This window comes from Streptomyces sp. NPDC035033 (assembly GCF_040636735.1).
In the GTDB taxonomy this organism is placed as follows: domain Bacteria; phylum Actinomycetota; class Actinomycetes; order Streptomycetales; family Streptomycetaceae; genus Streptomyces.
In genome coordinates this window covers 42,774-62,743 of the sequence record NZ_JBEZUZ010000009.1, presented here as the reverse complement: position 1 = coordinate 62,743, position 19,970 = coordinate 42,774, and the positions used below count along the sequence as shown (strand labels likewise).

Here is a 19,970-nt window from a genome sequence, read left to right as displayed (position 1 = left end):
GACAAGGGCGCAAACGTGCCAAAGGCCGAGTCTAACGGGGTGCGGGGAGGCGGATGAGCCCGTGGGGGCCCCGGTGACGTGCGATCCCGTCGGGTCTCGGTGGGTGAGACGTCAGACGAGATGGGCCGGGGTGCCGACGGGCAGGGTAAATCGGAACTCGGCGCCGCCGCGCGGGCCGCGCCCGACGGTGATGGTGCCGCCGTGGGCCTCGACGAGGCCCTTGACGATGTAGAGGCCGAGGCCGGTGCCGCCGCGCTTGCTGCCGCGCCAGAAGCGGGTGAAGACGCGGTTCATGGACTCCTCGGGGATGCCCGGGCCCTCGTCGCGCACGGTGACCTCCGTCCCCTCCTCGCCGGTGCCGTCGGCGCCCGCGGTGCGGGGCGCCACCTCGATGGTGACGGTTCCGGCGCCGTGGCGCACCGCGTTTTCCAGGAGGTTGCCGAGGATCTGGTCGATCTTGTCGGGGTCGGCCCAGAGCGCGGGCAGTCCGGGGCGGACGCGGACGAAGAAGCGGTCGGGGGCCTGGCCGCCGGTGGTGTGCACCTGGATGTGGCGGCCGATGGCGGCGGCGATGTCGACGGGCTGGCGGCGGACCTCCAGGCGGCCGGAGTCGATGCGGGAGATGTCGAGGAGTTCGGCGATGAGCCGTTTGATCCGGCCGGCGTCGGCGTCGACGGTCTCCAGCATGAGCCGCTTCTGCTCGTCGGTGAACCGCTCCCACTTGCTGAGGAGGGTGGCGGTGAAGCCCTTCACGGAGGTGAGCGGGGAGCGCAGCTCGTGGGCGACGGTGGCGATGAGCTCGGCGTGGCTGCGTTCGGAGCGGCGGCGGGCCTCGGTGCCGCGCAGCGAGACGACGACCCGGCGGACGGGTCCGGTGGGGTGCTCGCGGACGTACCGGGCGGAGACGAGGACCTCGCGGCCGCCGGGCAGCAGCAGGTTCCGCTCGGGCTGGCCGCGCCGGGTGGCGAGGCCGCCGTACGGGTCGGTGAGGGGCCACCAGCGGTGGCCCTTGAGGTCCTCCAGGGGCAGGGCCCGGTCGAGCGGCAGGCCGATCGCCTCGGCGGCGGGGACGGCGGTGAGGCGGCTGGCGGCGGCGTTGAAGCAGACCACCCGGCCCCGCTCGTCGGCGACGACGAGCCCGTCGGGCAGGTCGTCGGGGTCGATCCCGGGCCACGGCTCGGGCGCGTGCGTCCCGCCGCCGTGCCGCTGCGCGGACCGCGCGGGACTGTCCGTGCCGGCCGTCATCCCCGTCTCCCACCCCTCCGTCTCACCGCAGTGGGTCCGAGTGCGTCACTCTACTGGGCGAAGGTGACCGGCGGGATCCGGAAGGGCACACCGAGTGGCCGGATCGCGGCGGTGGCGGCCGGCGTCCGGGGCGGTCAGGCGCCGCGGCGGGGGCGCTGGGCGCGGGCGGAGGCGTACAGGCAGACCGCGGCGGCGGTGGCGAGATTGAGGCTCTCGGCCTTGCCGTGGATGGGGACGCGGACGACGGCGTCGGCGAGGGCCCGGGTCTCCTCGGGCAGTCCCCAGGCCTCGTTGCCGAAGATCCAGGCGGTGGGGCCGCCCATGGTGCCGGCGTCGAGTTCGTCGTCGAGGTCGTCCCGGCCGGCGCCGTCGGCGGCGAGGATGCGGACGCCCGCGTCCTTGAGGCCGGCGACGGCCTGCTCGACGGGGACGCCGACGGCGACGGGGAGGTGGAAGAGGGAGCCGACGGAGGCGCGGACCGACTTGGGGTTGTAGAGGTCCACGGAGGCGTCGGTGAGGACGACCGCGTCGGCGCCGGCGGCGTCGGCGCAGCGGAGCACGGTGCCGGCGTTCCCGGGGTCGCGGACGTGGGCGAGGACGGCGACGAGCTTCGGCTTCGCGGCGAGGACCGCCTCGAAGGGCGAGTCGAGGAAGCGGCAGACGCCGACGAGCCCCTGCGGGGTGACGGTCTGGGAGACCTCGGCGAGGACGGCGTCGGAGGCGTGGTGGACGCGGGCGCTGGCGGCGAGGGCCGCGTCGACGATGGGCGCGTACCGCTCGGCGGCCTCGACGGTGGTGAAGAGCTCGACGAGGGTGGGGGTCCCGTCCGGGCCCCGGTGGGCGACGGCCTCGCGGACGGCCTGGGGGCCCTCGGCGAGGAAGAGGCGGTCCTTGCCCCGGAAGTTGCGCTTGGCGAGCCGCCGGGCGGCGACGACGCGCGGGGAACGCGGGGAGATCAGCTCGGGGGTGGACATGTGCCTGGGGCTCTCTGTCTCGTCGGGTACGGCGGCTGCGGCGGTGAAGGGGCGGTCAACGCGCCGGACCCGCAGGCGCGGGGCCTGCGGGTCCGGTCGGAAGCACTGCGGCCTGAGGATCAGGCGGCGGCCTTCGGGGCGTTGACGTCGGCCGGGAGGGCCTTCTGCGCGACCTCGACCAGCGCGGCGAACGCGTTGATGTCGTTGACGGCCAGCTCGGCGAGGATCTTGCGGTCCACCTCGATGTTGGCGGCCTTCAGACCCTGGATGAGGCGGTTGTACGTCATGCCGTTCTGGCGGGCAGCGGCGTTGATGCGCTGGATCCACAGCTGACGGAAGTCGCCCTTGCGCTTCTTGCGGTCGTTGTAGTTGTAGACCAGCGAGTGGGTGACCTGCTCCTTGGCCTTGCGGTACAGGCGCGAACGCTGACCGCGGTAGCCGGAGGCCTGCTCGAGGATCGCCCGGCGCTTCTTGTGGGCGTTGACTGCCCGCTTGACGCGTGCCACTTCTTACTCCTTGTAGCGGGGTCGTGGTGCGTTCACACGACCCGGAAAACGGATGGGTCCCGGTCTCGGCCGGATGCCCTCGGGGGCCGAGGGCGGGAGATCAAGCTCAGATGCCCAGCATCTTCTTGATCTTGGCGGTGTCACCCGGGGCCATCTCGGCGTTGCCGGTGAGGCGACGCGTCAGCTTGGACGACTTGTGCTCGAGCAGGTGGCGCTTGCCGGCGCGCTCGCGCAGGATCTTGCCGGAGCCGGTGACCTTGAAGCGCTTCTTGGCACCGGAGTGCGTCTTGTTCTTCGGCATAGCGCCGTTATCTCCTCGTCAGTGGCGCTCCCCCGGTGCGGGCACCGGACAACCGGGAGCGTCAATTCTTCGTGTGGTGTGCCGGGCGGGGACCCGGGGGCTGCCGCTGGGGCAGCCCCCTCGGATCACTGCTCGGCGTTCTCGGCCGACGTGTCGGCCGAAGCCTCCTCGGCACCGGCCGCCGGAGCCGCCGCGGGCGCGGTGCCCTGGCGCTCCGCCTTGCGCGCGGCCTGGGCCTCGCGCGCCTCGGCCATGGCCTCGGTCTTCTTCTTGTGCGGGCCGAGAACCATGATCATGTTCCGGCCGTCCTGCTTCGGGTTGGACTCGATGAAGCCCAGCTCCTGGACGTCCTCGGCGAGGCGCTGCAGCAGGCGGTAACCGAGCTCGGGCCGGGACTGCTCACGACCACGGAACATGATCGTGATCTTGACCTTGTCGCCCTGCTTGAGGAAGCGGACGACGTGGCCCTTCTTGGTGTCGTAGTCGTGCGGGTCGATCTTCGGCCGGAGCTTCATCTCCTTGATGACCGTGTGCGCCTGGTTCTTGCGCGCCTCACGGGCCTTCATGGCCGACTCGTACTTGAACTTCCCGTAGTCCATGAGCTTGCACACGGGCGGACGGGCGTTCGCCGCGACCTCGACCAGATCGAGGTCGTACTCCTGCGCGAGCTCCAGGGCCTTGGCAAGGGGGACGATGCCCACCTGCTCGCCGCTGGGGCCGACAAGACGCACCTCGGGAACGCGAATCCGCTCGTTGATGCGGGGCTCGGCGCTGATGGATCCTCCTCGGTAGCACCACGCGACCGCCATGGCGGACGGACACGTCACTTCAACTTCATGGGACCAACCGAGCGGGCGCACGAAAAATGCCCCGACGGGACACAGGCGGGGCTCCAAGGACTGAACCGGAGCACCACCACGGTCTACCGCGGGGCGCACATCGGGCGGCTTCCATCGTCCGTACGGAACGATGGGCGCCGCCTGACCGGTGACCCGCCGCCCGCGAGGGCGGCCAGGTGGGAGATCGGAGCCTCCACTTGTGGGCCGGGCACACAGGTGTCCGGCCGGTCATTACACAAGGTTAGCAGGACCCGGCGGTCGGCGCGAACCGTGCGCGCGCTTATCGTGTGGGGCATGAGCGAGACCCCCCAGAACGAGTCCCCGACCGCCGCCGACGCCTCCGGCGAGAACCCCGACTTCGAGGCCATGGCCCGCGACATCGCGGAGGTGCCGGCGGTCGAGGTGATCGTGACCGTCGCCGTCAACCTGATGAGCGCCGCCGCGGTCAAGCTCGGCCTCACCGAGGAGGGCGACGAGCACAAGGACCTCGACGAGGCCCGCAAGCTGATCCACGCCCTCGCGGGTCTGCTCGACGCGAGCACGACGGAGATCTCGTCCTTCCACGCGGCCCCGCTGCGGGACGGCCTGAAGTCCCTCCAGCTCGCCTTCCGCGAGGCCTCCTTCGTCCCGGACGAGCCGGGCCAGGGCCCCGGCGAGAAGTACACGGGGGCGGTGTACGGCTAGTCCGGCAGGTAGTCCGCGGAGTTTCGGTCCCGTACGTAGAAGGGCTCGCCCGGAGGGGTGGCCGCGGCCGGCAGGAGCGCCAGGTCGAGGCCCCGCACCAGGCGGGCCCTCAGCGTTTCGTCGGCGGCCAGGGCACGGGCCACGCGCTGGGCGGTCCCGGCCGGGGCGGCGTCCTCGGCGAGGACGAGGGCGAGGGTGCCGTCGGCGGTGCCGGGGCCGAGGTGGGCGCGGAGGACGGCGGGCTCGGCGGCGACCGCCGCGCGGACCGCGTCCCGCACCGCCGGGTCGTCGAGCGGGTCGGTGCTGGTGCGGCCCTCGGCGAGGGCGAGCAGGGCGGAGCCGCTGACCTGGTAGGGCACCGGGCCGGCCATGTCGAGGACGAGGGTGTCGGCCTTCTCGTGGACGAGGGCGGCGAGCGCCTGCCGGAGCGGCACCGCGACGGGCCGGGCGGCCGGGTCCCAGAGGGCGAGCGAGGCGATCGAGGTGAAGGCCGGCAGACCGCGCCGGTCGCCGGCGGTCAGCGTCGGCACCGCCATGTCGCTGGTCTTCTCCCGCTTCAGCCCGGTCTCCGGGTCGGTCTCCACCTCGCCGAGCACGGCGACGACGGGGACGAGGAGCCGGGCGCCGCGCAGCGCCTCCAGGACGGGGCCGTGCGCGGTGCGGTCCTCCGCCCAGGCCGCGAGGGCCGCGGCGAGCGCCGGGTCGGCGGTGCCGTCGTCGTCGGAGAAACCGGGGTCCGGGATGTTCTTGAGCTCCACGCCCCGAGCCTAACCGGCCGGGGGCGGGGCCCCGGCCGCCGGGCCGTCAGCGGGTGCGGCCGGCCCGGTGGAGGACGACGGCGGTCAGCAGGAGGAGGGCGCCGAGGCCGCCGGCGAGGGGGGCGAGCAGCCCCGGGGCGCCGCTCTCCTCGGGGGCCGGGAGGGGGCCGGGGCCGAAGTACTGGCCGCGGTGGCCGGCGGTGGCGTCCTTCGGGTCGCCGCCCTTCAGCGCGGCGCCGGCCTCGATGGCGGCGGCCGGGTCGACCGTGCCGTAGCCCTTGGCGTCGCTGCGGCCGCCCTCGGGCCGGTCGCGGGCGGTGTCGACGAGGAGCCGCTTGATCTGGGCGGGGGTCAGGTCGGGGTGGGCGGAGCGGACGAGGGCGACGGCGCCGGAGACGAACGCGGCGGCGGCGCTGGTGCCCCAGCCCTCGTAGTACTTGCGGTCGGGGTCGGCGATGACGATGTCGACGCCGGGGGCGCTGACCGTGGCGTACCAGCGGCGGGTGGAGAAGGAGGCGCGGGTGCCGTAGCGGTCGACGGCGGCGACGGCGATGACGCCGGGGTAGGCGGCCGGGTAGGAGACGTGGTCGCCCTTCTCGCCGCCGTTGCCGGCGGAGGCGACGACGGAGACGCCCTTGGCGAGGGCGTACTGGACGGCGGCGTCCTCGCCGGGGTCGGGGTGGGCGGACTTCGAGTCGTCGCCGAGGGAGAGGTTGATGACGTCGGCGCCGTGGTCGGCGGCCCAGCGGATGCCCTGGGCGAGGGCGGTGCCCCGGGTCTTGCGGGCCCGGTCGCGGGCCTTGTCCTTGCCTTCGAGGATGACCCGGACGGGGAGGATCCGGGCGCCGGGGGCGATGCCGAGGACGCCGCTGTCGTCGGCCCAGCCGTGGCCGTGCCCGGCGATGATCCCGGCCATCGCGGTGCCGTGCCGGGCCCAGGCGGGGTCGCCCTGGGCGGCGCCGAAGCCGATGAAGTCCTTGCCCGGCAGGACGGAGCCGGTCAGGTCGGGGTGGGTCGCGTCCACGCCGGTGTCGAGGACGGCGACGGTGACGCCCTCGCCCTTGGTGGTGCGCCACGCCTCGGCGGTCCGGAGGGTGTCGAGGCCCCACTGGCGGTCGCGGATGGCGTCGGCGTGGGCGGGCGCGGCGGCGGGCAGCACGGAGAAGGCGGCGGCGAGGAGCACGGCGGGCGCGGTGACCGCCGCGCGGACGCGGGCGCGGGCGGGGACGCGGGGGTGTGCGCGGGTACGGGGCCGGGTCACCGCTGTGCCTCTTCCTTCGCCGCGTTCCGGGCGGTGGTGCGGAGCTGCTTCTCCAGCCGCTCGGCGATGCCGAGGGCCTCGTGGCCCAGGCCGGACTGGGCGACGGCGTCGGTGCGGCCCTTCGTCATCGCCTGGTCGGCGCGGACCGGGCGGTCGACGGCGCGGCCGTCGGCGAAGCCGGAGACGGCGGTGACGACGACGGGCAGGTCGGCGGGGGCGGTCACCCACCAGCCGGCCCGCTGGGCCGGGCCGAACCCGGCGGCGACGGTGCCGGCCCCGGACAGCGCGGGCGGCACGTCCTGGCCGAGGCGGGCGGCGAGCTTCCGGCCGTCCAGGGCGCGCTGGGCGGGGACGTCGGCGCGGGTGAAGACGAGGCCGACGGTGAGGACGCTGCTGGCGGTGGCGTCGGTGTACGTGGCGCGCAGCACGCGCTCGCAGCCGAGGGGCCGCAGGGTGGTGAGGAGCCGGGGGGCGAGGGAGCCGGCGGCGCAGGGCGCGTCCGGGGCGACGACCACCCGGGTCCAGGTGCGGGCGGAGGGGCCGGGTCCCGCCTGGGGGGCGGTGAGGGTGCGGGGGAAGAGGGTGTCGACGGGCGCGTTGTGCCACAGCTCCTTGGCCGCGGCGTACCCGGCCGGCTCGGCGGGCTTCCCGCCCCCGGAGGCGGCGAGCCACACCCCGGCGAGGGCCCCGCCGATGAGTCCGAGCCCGAGCACGACGCAGGCGCCGACGGCGAGCGACCTCCCTCGCCGCCGCTCCCGTATCGGCCGCAGCCGCGTGGTCGTCTCCACCGGCGTCTCGGCTCCCCCGTACGCCGGCACCCGCACGGGCCGCAGCCGCGTGGTCGTCTCCACCGGAGCGGCCGCGGGCGGCACGCCGACCGGCCGGCGCGGCACGCCGGGCGCCCCCTGCGGGACCCGGGCGGGCGGCAGCGGGGCAGTGCCGGACGACGGGCGCGGGGCGGTGGGCGCCGACGGGGCGGCCGGAGCGGCAGCGGGGGGCTGCGGGGCGCGGGCCGGCGGGAGGGGAGCCGCACCGGAGGACGGGCGGGGGGCGGCGGACGCCGACGGCGCGGTGGCCGGGCGCCGCGGAGCGCGGACCGGCGAGGGCGGGGCCGTACCGGCAGGCGGGCGGGGGGCGGCGGACTCCGGCGGCACGGCGGGGGCGGCAGCGGGGGGCCGCGGGGCGTGGGCCGGCGGGAGCGGGGCCGTGGCGGACGACGGCGCGGCAGCGGGGGGCTGTGGGGCGCGGGCCGGCGGGAGGGGGGCCGTGCCGGAGGCCGGCGGTGCGGCGGTGGGGGGCTGTGAGGGGCGGGCCGGCGGGAGCGGGGGCGTACCGGACGGCGGGCGCGGGGCGGCGGGGGGCGGGGTGAGGTCGGTGGTGAGGGAGGAGAGGGCGCTCGTGGGAGGCGGGGGGCTTCCGGCGGCCGTCGGCTTCGCGGGCGCCGGGTGCGCGGTCCTCGGCTTCGCGGGGGCCTGGGCCGCGGGTGCCGGGTTCGCAGGGGCCTGGGGGGCGGGGGCCGGGTTCGGGGCCTCCGGGAGGCGCGGGGAGGAGGGAGGGGGGAGGGTCTCGGTGACGCGGGACGTGCGGGGGTTCTGCTCGCTGCTCATCCCGTCCCCTGCTCCTGCCGACAATGCCCGTCACTCTACGGGCTGTTCCCCGCCGGGCGGGAACCCAGGGGTACCCACCCCCCTGACGGTCTGGCAAGCTCGGGCCATGACTCCCCGTGCCGCCGACCGGGCCCGGTACGACCGGGCCACCGCCGCTCTGGACGCGCCGCTGGCGATCGTCGATCTGGAGGCGTTCGACGCCAACGCGGACGATCTGGTGCGGAGGGCCGCGGGGAAGCCGGTCCGGGTGGCGAGCAAGTCGGTGCGGTGCCGGGCGCTGCTCGAACGGGTGCTGGCCCGGGACGGCTTCGCCGGGGTCATGGCGTTCACGCTCGCCGAGTCGCTGTGGCTGGCGCGGGCCGGGTTCGAGGACGTCCTGCTCGCCTATCCGTCGGCCGACCGGGCCGGTTTCGCCGAGCTCGCCCGGGACCCGAAGCTCGCCGCCGCCGTGACCGTGACGGTCGACGACGTGGCGCAGCTCGATCTGGTGGACGCGGCCCGGGCCGGCGGCACCGAGGAGGTGCGGGTCTGCCTGGAGATGGACACGGCGCTGCGGCTGCTGGGCGGCCGGGTGCGGATCGGGGCCCTGCGCTCGCCGCTGCGGACCCCGGCGCAGCTGGCCGAGCTGGCCCGGTCGGTGGTCCGGCGGCCGGGGTTCCGGCTGGTCGGGCTGATGGCGTACGAGGGGCACGTGGCGGGGGTCGGGGACGCGGTGCGCGGCCGGCCGCTGCGGTCGCGGGCGGTCCGGGCGATGCAGGCGGTGGCGCGGCGGGAGCTGGCCGAGCGGCGGGCGGCGGTGGTCGCGGCCGTCCGGGCGGTGGCGCCGGACCTGGAGTTCGTCAACGGCGGCGGCACCGGGAGCGTGCAGCACACGGCGGCCGAGGCGGCGGTCACGGAGATCGCCGCCGGGTCGGGGCTCTACGTGCCGCGGCTCTTCGACGACTACGCGTCCTTCAGCGGCCGGCCGGCGGCGCTCTTCGCGCAGCCGGTGGTCCGCCGGCCCGGCGTCGGGGTCGTCACCGTGCTCGGCGGCGGCTATCCGGCGTCCGGCGCGGCCGGGCGGGACCGGCTGCCCGTCCCGTACCTGCCGGAGGGGCTGCGCTACGACCCGCGGGAGGGGCCCGGCGAGGTGCAGACCCCGCTGCTCGGCTCGCCGGCCGACGACCTGCGGATCGGCGACAAGGTGTGGTTCCGGCACGCGAAGGCCGGCGAGCTGTGCGAGCGGTTCGAGGCGCTGCACCTGGTGGCGGGCGACCGCGTGGTGGAGACGGTGCCCACCTACCGGGGCGAGGGCCGGACCTTCCTCTGACCGCTACAGCGGGGTGACGTAGGCGCCCGAGATGCCGCCGTCGACCAGGAAGTCGCTGGCGTTGACGAACGAGGAGTCGTCGCTGGCGAGGAAGGCGACGGCGGCGGCGATCTCGTCCGCCTCGGCGAAGCGGCCCACCGGGATGTGGACGAGCCGGCGGGCGGCCCGCTCGGGGTCCTTGGCGAACAGCTCCTGGAGGAGCGGGGTGTTGACGGGGCCGGGGCAGAGGGCGTTGACGCGGATGCCCTCGCGGGCGAACTGGACGCCGAGCTCGCGGGACATGGCGAGGACGCCGCCCTTGGAGGCGGTGTACGAGATCTGGCTGGTGGCCGCGCCCATGACCGCCACGAACGAGGCCGTGTTGATGATGGAGCCCTTGCCCTGGCGGCGCATGTACGGGAGGGCGGCCTTGCAGCAGAGGTAGACGGAGGTGAGGTTGACGTCCTGGACGCGCTTCCACGCCTCCAGGCCGGTCTCCAGGATGGAGTCGTCGTCGGGCGGGGAGATGCCCGCGTTGTTGAAGGCGACGTCGACGGAGCCGTAGGTCTCGAAGGCGGTGCGGAAGAGCGCCTCGACCTCCTCGGGGTCGGTGACGTCGACCTTGACGAAGGTGCCGCCGACGGCCTCGGCCGCCGCCTTCCCGGCCCGCTCGTCGATGTCGCCGCAGACGACGTTCGCCCCCTCGGAGGCGAGGCGGCGGGCGGTGGCGAGGCCGATGCCGCTGCCGGCGCCGGTGATGACGGCGGTGCGGCCGACGAGCCGGCGGCAGATGATCTCTTCGGTGCGCGTGGTCACAGTGCGGGGCCCTCCGTGCTGATGAAGACGTTCTTGGTCTCGGTGAAGGCGGTCAGGGCGTCGGGGCCGAGTTCGCGGCCGAGGCCGGACTGGCCGAAGCCGCCGAAGGGGGTCCAGTAGCGGACGCTGGAGTGGGAGTTGACGGAGAGGTTGCCGGCCCGGACGGCGCGCGCGGCGCGCAGGGCGCGGCCGACGTCGCGGGTCCAGATCGAGCCGGACAGGCCGTACTCGGTGGCGTTGGCGAGCCGGATCGCGTCGGCCTCGTCCTCGAAGGGGAGGACGACGGCGACGGGGCCGAAGACCTCCTCGACGGCGCAGGGCGCGTCCTCGGGGACGCCGGTGAGGACGGTCGGCGGGTACCAGAAGCCGGGGCCCTCGGGGGCCTTGCCGCGGATGGCCTCCGCGTCCTCGGGGACGTAGGAGCGGACCCGGTCGAGCTGGGCGCGGGAGATCAGCGGCCCCATCCGCGTGCGTTCGTCCATCGGGTCGCCGACGGTGATCTCCTCGATCGCGGGGGCGAGCAGCTCCAGGAAGCGGTCGTACGCGCTCCGCTGCACGAGGATCCGGGTGCGGGCGCAGCAGTCCTGGCCGCTGTTGTCGAGGAAGGCCAGGGGGGCGGCGGCCGCGGCGGCCTCCAGGTCGGCGTCGGCGAAGACGATGTTGGGGCTCTTGCCGCCGAGTTCGAGGGTGAGCCGCTTCACCCGGTCGGCGGCCCTGGCCATGATCCGCCTGCCGGTGCGGGTGGAGCCGGTGAAGACGATCTTGGCGATGCCGGGGTGGGTGACGAGGGCGTCGCCGGCGACGGGGCCCTCGCCGGGGAGGACCTGGAAGAGGTGCTCGGGGAGGCCGGCCTCCAGGGCGAGTTCGGCGAGGCGGAGCGCGGTGAGGGGGGTGGTCTCGGCCGGTTTGAGGACGACGGCGTTGCCCGCGGCGAGGGCGGGGGCGGTGGCCCAGGCGGCGATGGGCAGGGGGAAGTTCCAGGGGGCGATGACGCCGACGGTCCCGAGGGGTTCGAGGATCGTGAGGTCGAGGCCGCCGGGGACGGGGATCTGGCGCCCGTTGAGGCGCTCGACCCCGCCGGCCGCGTAGTCGAGGAGGTCACGGACGTTGCCCGCCTCCCAGCGGGCGTTGCCGATCGTGTGGCCGGCCTCGCGGACCTCCAGGAGGGCCAGTTCCTCGGTGTGGGCGTCGACGACGGAGGCGAAGCGGCGGAGCAGCCGGGCGCGGTCGGCGGGGGCCGCGGCGGCCCAGCCGCGCTGCGCGGCGGCGGCCCGGGTGACGGCCGCGTCCACGTCGGCGGCGGTGGCGGCGGGGACGGTGGCGACGAGTTCCTCGGTCGCCGGGTTCAGTACCTGGAGCAACTTCCGTTCCTCTCGGGGGGTTTCAGAGGCGTTCGAAGGAGCGGCGCAGTTCCCAGTCGGTGACGGCCGCGTCGAAGGCGGCCAGTTCGACGCGGGCCATGTTGTGGTAGTGGGCGACGACCTCGGCGCCGAAGGCCTCCTTGGCGATCTCGCTGGTCTCCCAGAGTTCGGCGGCCTCGCGCAGGGTGGTGGGGACGTGGGCGTGGTCGGCGGTGTAGGCGTTGCCGGTGCAGGGGGGCGGGAGTTCGAGGTCCCGCTCGATGCCGTGGAGGCCGGCGGCGATCATCGCGGCGACGGCGAGGTAGGGGTTGGCGTCGCCGCCGGGGACGCGGTTCTCGAAGCGGGTGGAGGGGCCGTGGCCGACGACGCGGAAGGCGCAGGTGCGGTTGTCGTGGCCCCAGGCGACGGCGGTGGGGGCGAAGGAGCCGGGCTGGAAGCGCTTGTAGGAGTTGACGGCGGGGGCGAGGAGGAGGGTGAGGTCGCGGAGGGCGGCGAGCTGTCCGGCGAGGAAGCGGCGCATGACCGGCGACATGCCGTGCGGGTCGTCGCCGGCCATCACGTTGGTCCCGGTCCCGTCCTGGAGGGAGAGGTGGATGTGGCAGGAGTTGCCCTCGCGCTCGTCGTACTTGGCCATGAAGGTGAGGGAGCAGCCCTCCTGGGAGGCGATCTCCTTGGCGCCGGTCTTGTAGACGGCGTGCTGGTCGCAGGTGACCAGGGCCTCGTCGTAGCGGAAGGCGATCTCGTGCTGGCCGGGGTTGCACTCGCCCTTGGCGGACTCGACGGTGAGGCCGGCGGCGGCCATCTCGTTGCGGATGCGGCGCAGCAGGGGTTCGACGCGGCCGCCGCCGAGGATCGAGTAGTCGACGTTGTACCGGTTGGCCGGGGTGAGGCCCCGGTAGCCGGCGTCCCAGGCCTGTTCGTAGGTGTCCTTGAAGACGATGAACTCCAGCTCGGTGCCGACGTGGGCGGTGAGGCCGTGGGCGGCGAGGCGGTCGAGCTGGTGGCGGAGGATCTGCCGGGGCGCGGCGACGACGGGGCCGCCGTCGGCCCAGGCCAGGTCGGCGAGGGCCAGGGCGGTGGCCTCGTTCCAGGGGGTGCGGCGCAGGGTGGCGAGGTCGGGGCGCATGGCGAAGTCGCCGTAGCCGCGCTCCCAGGAGGACATCGCGTAGCCGTCGACGGTGTTCATCTCGGTGTCGACGGCGAGGAGGTAGTTGCAGCCCTCGGTGCCGTGGGCGAGGACCTCGTCGAGGAAGAAGGGGGCGGCGAACCGCTTGCCCTGGAGCCGGCCCTGCATGTCCGGGAAGGCCAGGACGACGGTGTCGATCTCGCCGGCCGTGACGAGGGAGCGCAGTTCCTCGACGGTCAGCGGGGGTGTGCGGTCTGCCACGGGACGACTCTCCTCGTTCGGCCTGCCGGGAGTCATAAGGTATGGGGAAGAACCATTGCTTGGGAAGTGTGCGGGGAAGGGGCGGCGCGAAGGTGATCCGTACGAGTGAACCGGCCGGTCCGGCCGACCGGCTGGCGCCGGTGCTGCGGCCGGTGCGGGCCGGGAACGGCTTCGAGGAGGCCCTGGAGCAGGTCCTCCAGGTGGTCCGGCTCGGCCTGGTCCCGGCGGGCGAACGGCTGCCCGCCGAGCGGGAGCTGGCCGAGCGGATGGGGATCAGCCGGGTGACGCTGCGTGAGGTCCTGAAGGTGCTCCAGGAGCAGGGCCTGGTGGAGAGCCGGCGCGGCCGGTACGGCGGCACGTTCGTGCTGCCCCGCCCGCAGGGGGCCGACGAGGCGGAGCTGCGCCGCCGGATCGCCGCCGTCGACATGGAGGACACGCTGCGCTTCCGGGAGGTCCTGGAGGCGGGCGCCGCCGGGCTGTGCGCCGCGCACGGCCTGGACGCGGCGGGCGCGGAGCGGCTGCGGGCGGCGCTGGCGGCCACCCGTGACGCGCCGCTGTCCGACTACCGGCGCCAGGACACGCTGCTCCACCTCACGCTGGCCGAGCTCTCCGGCTCCCCCAGCCTGACGGGCCAGTACGCGGCGGTCCGCGCGACCGTCAACGACCTGCTGGACTGCATCCCCCTGCTGGTCCGCAACCTGGAGCACTCGCAGCGCCAGCACGCCGCGCTGGTGGAGGCGGTCCTGGAGGGGGACGCGGACGCGGCGCGCGAGGTGATGCGGGAGCACTGTGCGGGGACGGCGGCGCTGCTGCGCGGCTTCCTGGCCTGAAAGGTATGTCGCGGGTCCATTGGGCCCCGGCGGCGCTCCGCGCGTTCTACAGTCGGCGCACGTCCCGCGTACCCCAGGAGGCAGTCCCGTGACCCAGCCGGCCAAGCCGCTCATCGGCGTGACGACCTATCTCGACCGGGCGCGCTGGGGGGTGTGGGACCTGCCGGCGGCGCTGCTGCCCGAGCGGTACCCCCGGTACGTGCGGGAGGGCGGCGGGCTCGTGGCGATGCTGCCGCCGGACGAGCCGGCCGCGGCGGCCGCGGTGGTGGCCCGGCTGGACGGCCTGGTGGTGGCGGGCGGGGCGGACGTGGAGCCCGCGCGGTACGGGGCCGAGCCCGATCCGCGGACCGGTCCGCCGGCGCGGGAGCGGGACGCCTGGGAGCTGGCGCTGATCGAGGCGGCGCTCGCCTCCGGCACGCCGCTGCTCGGCGTCTGCCGGGGGATGCAGCTGCTCAACGTGGCGCTGGGCGGGACGCTGACGCAGCATCTGGAGGGGCACATGGGGGCGGTGGGGGTGATGGGGCGGCATCCGGTGAAGCCGGTGCCGGGGACGCTCTACGCCTCCCTGGTCCCCGAGCTCGCCGAGGTGCCGGCCTATCACCACCAGGCGGTGGACCGGCTCGGCGCGGGGCTCGTGGCGTCGGCGCACGCGGAGGACGGCACCGTGGAGGCGGTGGAGCTGGCGGGGCCGGCCTGGGTCCTCGGGGTGCAGTGGCACCCGGAGATGGGCGAGGACCCGCGGCTGGCGCGCGGCCTGGTGGCGGCGGCCGTACGGCGGTGAGCGGGGGGCGCGGGGCGGCCGGGGTGGGCGGTCCGGCCGCCCCGCGGTTCGGGGGCCGCGCTCAGGCGGCGGGGAGGGTGGCGGCGACCGTCCGGCGGCCGAGGACCGCGTAGAGGAGGGTGGCGACGGCCATGCCGACGGGCAGCGAGAGGTCCATGCCGACGGCGGTGGCGACCGGGCCGGTGTAGACGCTGTCGACGCACAGGGCGCCGGCGGCGACGCCGCCGAGCAGGGCGACCGCGCCGGCCGGGTTGACGCCGCCGGTGTACCAGAAGGGGCTGCCGGGGGTCTCGTCGGAGAGCGCGGCGACGTCGTAGCGGTTGCGGCGCAGCACGATGTCCGTGGCGTAGACGCACATCAGCGGGGCGGTGAGGACCGTGATCGCCTGGAGGGCGTTGCTGACGGTGTCCAGGAGGTTGGAGGCCAGCAGGCCGTAGAGGGTGAGGGCGACGGCGACGGCGCCGTCGAGGAGGACGCTGACCGTGCGGCGGACGCGCAGGCCGACGGCCTGGAGGGCGAGGCCGGCGCTGTAGGCGGTGAGGGCGTTGATGGCGATGGTGCCGAGGACCAGCGCGAGCAGGAAGACCGGCACGAACCAGCCCGGCAGGATCGCCTGGAGCGCGGTCTGGGGGTCCGTCATGTCGACGGCGGTGGCCGCGAGGGCGCCGAGCGAGCAGACCACCACGCTCGGGACGAAGGCGCCGAGCGCCGTCCACAGGGCGATGGCGCGCGGGGAGCTGGTGCGGGGCAGGTAGCGGGAGAAGTCGGCGCTCGTCGTGTACGAGAGCGGACCCGAGGCGATCATCGTGGTGCCCGCCAGGAGCACGGCCCACAGGGCGGCGCCGGAGAGCGGCTCGGCGGGGGTGTAGGAGAAGTCGGCGTGCCGGAACACGGCGAGGGCGACGACGGCGAACGCCCCGCTCAGGGCCAGCGTGATCGGCAGGTACAGCGCGACGATCAGGGCGTGTCCGTAGACGCTGATCGCCAGCGTGAGGGCGGCGATGACCACGACGACCGCGATCCGCACGGGGGTGTTCACCGGGACGCCGGTCTTCTCGACGAGCGCGAAGGCGGCGGTCGCGGCGGCGGCCAGGTTGAGGGCGAAGTAGCAGACGGAGACCAGCCAGCCGCCGACCGCGTTGTTCACGCGGTTGCCGAGGACGCCGTAGAGGGTGCGGGTGACGACCTCGCTGGGCGCGCCCGCGGCCGGGCCCGAGGTGGCGAGGACGCCGGTGAGGACCCAGAAGAGGTTGCCGACGACGATCACGCCGATCGCCTGCCCGAGCGTGAGGCCCATGAGCACCAGGGCGCCGCCGATGACCAGGCTGAGGTAGTTGACGTTCGCCGCCGCCCAGACGGAGAAGAGCTCGCGGGGGCGGCCGTGGCGCTCGCTGTCGGGGATGTGGTCGATGCCGTGGGCCTCGATGCGGCCGGGCCGGTCGCCGGCCGGCAGGGGTGCCCGCTCGCGCTCTGTCCCGGGGCGCGGGTCGGGGATCGTGGAAGCCATGCGGCCCTCCGGTGCGTGATTGCCCACCTGGTTGCTTATTGGTCGCACACTCAATAGCATCCCCGGTATGTCGTCAAGCGTCCAGCGCAAGCGAATCCGTAAATCACCCGAGGCCCGGCGGGCGGAGATCGTGGCGACCGCCGCCCGGGTCGCCCTCACCGAGGGACTGGAGTGCGTCACCCTGCGGCGGGTGGCCGAGGAACTGGCGGTCCGGCCGGGGCTGATCAGCCACTACTTCCCCTCGGCGGAGGACCTGGTGGCCGAGGCGTTCTCGGCCGCGGCCCTCGGCGAGCTCGACGCCCTGCTGCCCGCCGAACGCCCGGACGGCACCCCGGCGCAGTACCTGGCCCGCTACTTCGCGCTCTCCTCCGGCGAGGCCTACGACGACATCAGCCGGCTGTGGATCAACGCCCGGCACCTGAGCCGCTACCGGCCCGTCCTCGGGGCCGTCGTCCGGCGGATGGAGCTCGCCTCCGACGACCGGCTGGAGGAGCTGATCCGGGACGGCGTCGCCCGCGGCGAGTTCCGCACCGACGACCCCCGGGCCGCCGCCATCCAGGTGCTGGTCGTCCTCGACGGCCTCGGCTCCCACGCCAACACCGACCGCTCCGACCGCCCCGCGGCCGTCACCCGGATGGCCCTCACCACGGCGGAGCGCGTCCTCGACCTCCCGTACGGCGCCCTCGACGCCCCCGGCGCCACCGGCACCCTGCCCCTCGCCTTCTCCCCGACGGAGGCGGCGGAGGCGGCGGTCCCCCGCGCGGCGGCCGCGGCCGTCGCGACCGCCCCGGCCGCCGACGCCTGACGGATCCCCGCCGCCGACGCCTGACGACCGCCCCGCCACCGGCGCCTGACGAACGCCCGCCGCCGGCGCCCGACGGACGTCCCGGCGCCGGCGCCCGACGGACGTCCCGCGGGTCACCGGCGTCCGACGGACCCCCGGCCACCGGCGCCCGGCGGGCCACCCCGCCGCCGGCGCCCGGCGGGCCCCCGCGGGTCGCGGGTGCCGGGGAGGCGCCCCCGCCCGTGACCGCCCCGCCCCGCCCGTACCACCACCGCAAGGAGCCCCATCGTGTCCACCCGACTCGTCCTCCACTCCGCCCGCCTGCTCGACCCCGGGACCGGGGCCTTCCTCCCGGCGAGCGCGCTCGCCGTGGGCGGGGACGGGCGGATCGCCGCGCTCGGCGACGACCGCGAGGTGCGGGAGCTCGCCGGGGCCGGCACCACCGTCGTCGACCTGAAGGGCGCCGTCGTCACCCCCGGTCTCGTCGACGGGCACGTCCACCCCGTCACCGGCGCCGAGCTGACCGGCGGCCTCGACCTCTCCGGCTGCACCGACCTCGCGGACGTCCGCGAGGCGCTCGGGCGCGAGGTCCGCGGCCTGCGCCGGGGCGAGTGGCTCTTCGCCTGGGGGCTCGACCCGAACGTCTTCGGCGACCGGCCGGTCGGCATCGCGCCCTTCGACACCGTCCTCCACGGCGTCCCCGCCTTCCTGCTCCTCTTCGACGCGCACTCCGCGCTCGCCTCCCGCCGCGCCCTCGAACTCGCCGGCGTCGACGGCCCGCGCACCTTCGCCCAGGCCTCCGCCGAGGTCGTCTGCGACGCCGACGGCCGCCCGACCGGCCTCCTCCAGGAGGACGCCGCCTGCGAGCTGGTCGAGCGGGTCGCGCCCCGGCCGACCCGTGCCGAGCGCCTGGAGCGGCTGGCCTCCGCCCTGGACGCGATGGCGGCCGCCGGGCTCACCGGCGGGCACGTGATGGACGCCAACGGCGACAGCCTCGACCTGTACGCCGAGCTGGACGCCGCCGGACGGCTGCCGCTGCGGCTCCGCGTGGCCCCCTGGTGCCAGCCCGGCACCGACGAGGACGGCGTCCGGGAGCTGATCGCGCTCCAGGGCCGGGGCGGCGCCCTGTGGCAGGTCGCCGGCGTGAAGCTCTTCATGGACGGCACCATCGACAACGGCACCGCCTGGCTGGAGAAGCCCGACTGCCACGGCGAGTCCACGCACGCCTTCTGGCCGGACCCGGCGGCGTACACGGAGATCATCGGCGCGCTCCACCGCGCCGGGGTGCCGACCGCGACCCACGCCATCGGCGACGCGGCCGTCCGCCACGTCCTCGACGCCGTCGAGAAGGCGCGCGCGACCGGCGGCGGTACGGCGGTGCGGCACCGGGTCGAGCACATCGAGACCGTGCCGGACGACACCCTGGGCCGCTTCGCCGAGCTGGGCGTGATCGCCTCCATGCAGCCCACCCACTGCTGCGACTTCACCCGCGCCGACCACACCGACAACTGGTCGCGCCGGCTCGGCGAGGAGCGCGCCGGGCGCGCCTGGCGCTGCCGCGACCTGGTGGACTCCGGGGCGACCGTCGTCCTGGGCTCGGACTGGCCGATCGCGCCGTTCCCGCCGCTCGGCGTGCTCGCCGGCGCCGTGCACCGCCGCCCCACCCGCGACCTGACGCAGCCGCCGCACGGCCCCGGGCAGGCGCTGACCGCCCTGGAGGCGCTGCGCGGCCTGACGGCCGGCGCGGCGTACGCGGCGGGCGAGGAGCGGATCGCCGGCCGGCTCGCGCCCGGGTACCGCGCCGACCTCACGGTCCTGGCCGCCGACCCCCTCACCACGCCGGCCGCGGAGCTCCCGGACGTCCCGGTGCTCCTCACCGCCGTCGACGGCCGCGTCACCCACCGGGCGCCGCGGCTGTAGCCCCGGCGGAAGCCCGGCCGGTCCTCAGCCCGTCGGCCGGGCCCGCGTCAGGGAGAGCAGGTCGCGGGCCGGGCCCGTGGGGCGGTGGCCCGTCGGCCAGACGGCGCGCAGGTCGCGGCTGAGCCGCACCCCCTCGACCGGCACGGCGACCAGCCGGCGGGACGACAGCTCCTCGGCGATCGCCAGCTCGCTGAGGACCGCCGGGCCCGCGCCGCTGACCGCCGCCGCCTTCACGGCGGTGGTGGAGGCCAGTTCGAGCAGCGGACGGGCGAGGCCGCCGTGGGCGGCGAGGGCCGCGTCGAGGACCTGCCGGGTGCCCGAGCCGTGCTCCCGCAGCACCAGCGGGGTCGCCGCCAGCTCGCCCGGCTCGACCGGGGCGCGCCGGCGGGCCCACGGGTGGGAGGGCGCGGTGACCACCGCGAGCCGGTCGTGGGCCACGACCGTGCCGTCGAGCCCGTCCGGCACGGCCAGGCCCTCGACGAACCCGAGGTCCGCCTCCCCCGCGAGCAGCCGCTCCGCGACCACCGCCGAGTTCCCCGCCTGGAGCGACACCGCGGTGTCCGGGCGCTCGGCGCGCAGCGCGATCAGCCACCCCGGCAGCAGGTACTCGGCGATCGTCATCGAGGCGACCACCCGCAGCCGCGAGTCCCGCCGCCCGCGCAGCGCCTGCACCCCCGCGTCGAAGGCCTCGGCGGACTCCACGATCCGGCGCGCCCAGTCGGTGACCAGCGCGCCCGCGTCGGTGAGCCGGGAGCCGCGCGGGGAGCGGTCCACGAGCGCCACGCCGAGCTGCCGCTCCATGGAGCGGATCCGGCTGCTCGCGGCCGGCTGGGTGATGCCGACGTCGCGGGCGGCGGCGCCGAGGCTGCCGTGCCGGGCGACGGCGAGGAGGAGTTCGAGGGCGCCGAGGTCGGGGACGCGGTGGGAGAGGTGGGCCGCCCCGGGCTCCCGCGCCGGAGCCGTGCCGCCGCCCCCGGCGGCCGCGATCGCGGCCGCGGCCGTCCGGCCCCCGCCCGGGCCGCCGCCCGCGCCCCGCCCCGTACCCGCGTCGCCGCCATGCTCCCTGCTCATAAGGCCAGCTTATGACGTCATAGCCGCATGATCCCTGGTGGGGGCGGGCC

At 75.8% G+C, this 19,970-nt stretch carries 19 protein-coding genes; 6 read left to right on the top strand and 13 right to left on the bottom strand.

Annotated features, from left to right (window positions below; all coding sequences use genetic code 11):
• Positions 1-111 precede the first annotated feature (111 nt).
• The 5 genes from AB0E83_RS06395 to infC form a co-directional block, all read right to left on the bottom strand.
• Positions 112-1,245, bottom strand: coding sequence for an ATP-binding protein (locus AB0E83_RS06395; protein ID WP_362106739.1), 1,134 nt, complete (start codon positions 1,243-1,245; stop codon positions 112-114).
• 134 nt (positions 1,246-1,379) lie between these two features.
• Complete coding sequence (locus tag AB0E83_RS06390) at positions 1,380-2,219, bottom strand: RNA methyltransferase (protein ID WP_362106736.1); 840 nt, start codon at positions 2,217-2,219, stop codon at positions 1,380-1,382.
• A 119-nt stretch (positions 2,220-2,338) separates the two neighbouring features.
• Positions 2,339-2,725, bottom strand: a complete 387-nt coding sequence (gene rplT / locus AB0E83_RS06385; RefSeq protein ID WP_030493496.1) for a 50S ribosomal protein L20 — start codon at positions 2,723-2,725, stop codon at positions 2,339-2,341.
• Positions 2,726-2,831: 106 nt separating this feature from the next.
• Complete coding sequence (gene rpmI, locus AB0E83_RS06380; RefSeq protein WP_030691942.1) at positions 2,832-3,026, bottom strand: 50S ribosomal protein L35; 195 nt, start codon at positions 3,024-3,026, stop codon at positions 2,832-2,834.
• A 125-nt stretch (positions 3,027-3,151) separates the two neighbouring features.
• Positions 3,152-3,835, bottom strand: a complete 684-nt coding sequence (gene infC, locus AB0E83_RS06375) for a translation initiation factor IF-3 (RefSeq protein ID WP_362106889.1) — start codon at positions 3,833-3,835, stop codon at positions 3,152-3,154.
• 324 nt (positions 3,836-4,159) lie between these two features.
• Here infC and AB0E83_RS06370 point away from each other — a divergent pair, with 324 nt between their 5' ends.
• Positions 4,160-4,549 carry a DUF1844 domain-containing protein gene (locus tag AB0E83_RS06370; RefSeq protein ID WP_362106732.1) on the top strand — a complete coding sequence of 130 codons (390 nt, stop codon included), beginning with the start codon at positions 4,160-4,162 and terminating at the stop codon, positions 4,547-4,549.
• Here the strand turns inward: AB0E83_RS06370 and AB0E83_RS06365 are convergent.
• The 3 genes from AB0E83_RS06365 to AB0E83_RS06355 form a co-directional block, all read right to left on the bottom strand.
• On the bottom strand, positions 4,546-5,307 hold the full coding sequence (locus tag AB0E83_RS06365) for an SseB family protein (protein WP_362106729.1): 762 nt from the start codon (positions 5,305-5,307) through the stop codon (positions 4,546-4,548). The genes AB0E83_RS06370 and AB0E83_RS06365 overlap by 4 nt on opposite strands.
• 46 nt (positions 5,308-5,353) lie before the next feature.
• A complete protein-coding gene (gene mycP, locus AB0E83_RS06360; RefSeq protein WP_362106886.1) occupies positions 5,354-6,490 on the bottom strand; it encodes a type VII secretion-associated serine protease mycosin in 1,137 nt (378 codons plus the stop codon).
• Between the two features lie 74 nt (positions 6,491-6,564).
• The gene (locus tag AB0E83_RS06355) at positions 6,565-7,461 is read right to left on the bottom strand and encodes a hypothetical protein (protein WP_362106726.1); all 897 of its coding nucleotides are present in this window, start codon (positions 7,459-7,461) and stop codon (positions 6,565-6,567) included.
• 820 nt (positions 7,462-8,281) lie between these two features.
• Between AB0E83_RS06355 and AB0E83_RS06350 the strand changes: the two genes are divergently transcribed.
• Positions 8,282-9,484, top strand: coding sequence for an amino acid deaminase/aldolase (locus AB0E83_RS06350; protein ID WP_362106723.1), 1,203 nt, complete (start codon positions 8,282-8,284; stop codon positions 9,482-9,484).
• A gap of 3 nt (positions 9,485-9,487) precedes the next feature.
• Here the strand turns inward: AB0E83_RS06350 and AB0E83_RS06345 are convergent, their stop codons facing one another.
• Genes AB0E83_RS06345 through AB0E83_RS06335 form a run of 3 tightly spaced genes read right to left on the bottom strand, consistent with a single transcriptional unit; the run spans position 9,488 to position 13,027 of the window.
• Positions 9,488-10,279, bottom strand: coding sequence for a 3-oxoacyl-ACP reductase (locus AB0E83_RS06345; protein ID WP_362106720.1), 792 nt, complete (start codon positions 10,277-10,279; stop codon positions 9,488-9,490).
• On the bottom strand, positions 10,276-11,640 hold the full coding sequence (locus tag AB0E83_RS06340) for an aldehyde dehydrogenase family protein (RefSeq protein WP_362106717.1): 1,365 nt from the start codon (positions 11,638-11,640) through the stop codon (positions 10,276-10,278). The genes AB0E83_RS06345 and AB0E83_RS06340 overlap by 4 nt, the downstream gene beginning before the upstream one ends.
• Before the next feature lie 22 nt (positions 11,641-11,662).
• Positions 11,663-13,027: a glutamine synthetase family protein gene (locus tag AB0E83_RS06335; protein ID WP_362106714.1), complete on the bottom strand. Its 1,365-nt coding sequence runs from the start codon at positions 13,025-13,027 to the stop codon at positions 11,663-11,665.
• 95 nt (positions 13,028-13,122) lie between these two features.
• Here AB0E83_RS06335 and AB0E83_RS06330 point away from each other — a divergent pair, with 95 nt between their 5' ends.
• Both AB0E83_RS06330 and AB0E83_RS06325 read left to right on the top strand, forming a co-directional pair.
• On the top strand, positions 13,123-13,857 hold the full coding sequence (locus AB0E83_RS06330; protein WP_362106883.1) for an FCD domain-containing protein: 735 nt from the start codon (positions 13,123-13,125) through the stop codon (positions 13,855-13,857).
• A gap of 88 nt (positions 13,858-13,945) precedes the next feature.
• Positions 13,946-14,638 (top strand): gamma-glutamyl-gamma-aminobutyrate hydrolase family protein, encoded by a 693-nt coding sequence (locus tag AB0E83_RS06325; RefSeq protein ID WP_362106711.1) that lies wholly within the window; start codon positions 13,946-13,948, stop codon positions 14,636-14,638.
• 61 nt (positions 14,639-14,699) lie between these two features.
• Here the strand turns inward: AB0E83_RS06325 and AB0E83_RS06320 are convergent, their stop codons facing one another.
• The gene (locus tag AB0E83_RS06320; protein ID WP_362106708.1) at positions 14,700-16,145 is read right to left on the bottom strand and encodes a cytosine permease; all 1,446 of its coding nucleotides are present in this window, start codon (positions 16,143-16,145) and stop codon (positions 14,700-14,702) included.
• Positions 16,146-16,212: 67 nt separating this feature from the next.
• Between AB0E83_RS06320 and AB0E83_RS06315 the strand changes: the two genes are divergently transcribed.
• Together AB0E83_RS06315 and AB0E83_RS06310 are read left to right on the top strand one after the other, a co-directional pair.
• Positions 16,213-16,950 carry a TetR family transcriptional regulator gene (locus AB0E83_RS06315; RefSeq protein ID WP_362106705.1) on the top strand — a complete coding sequence of 246 codons (738 nt, stop codon included), beginning with the start codon at positions 16,213-16,215 and terminating at the stop codon, positions 16,948-16,950.
• A gap of 267 nt (positions 16,951-17,217) precedes the next feature.
• Positions 17,218-18,849, top strand: a complete 1,632-nt coding sequence (locus AB0E83_RS06310) for an amidohydrolase (protein WP_362106702.1) — start codon at positions 17,218-17,220, stop codon at positions 18,847-18,849.
• Between the two features lie 24 nt (positions 18,850-18,873).
• Here the strand turns inward: AB0E83_RS06310 and AB0E83_RS06305 are convergent, their stop codons facing one another.
• Entirely contained in the window at positions 18,874-19,920 is a 1,047-nt protein-coding gene (locus tag AB0E83_RS06305) for a LysR family transcriptional regulator (protein ID WP_362106699.1), read from the bottom strand.
• Between the last annotated feature and the right edge of the window lie 50 nt (positions 19,921-19,970).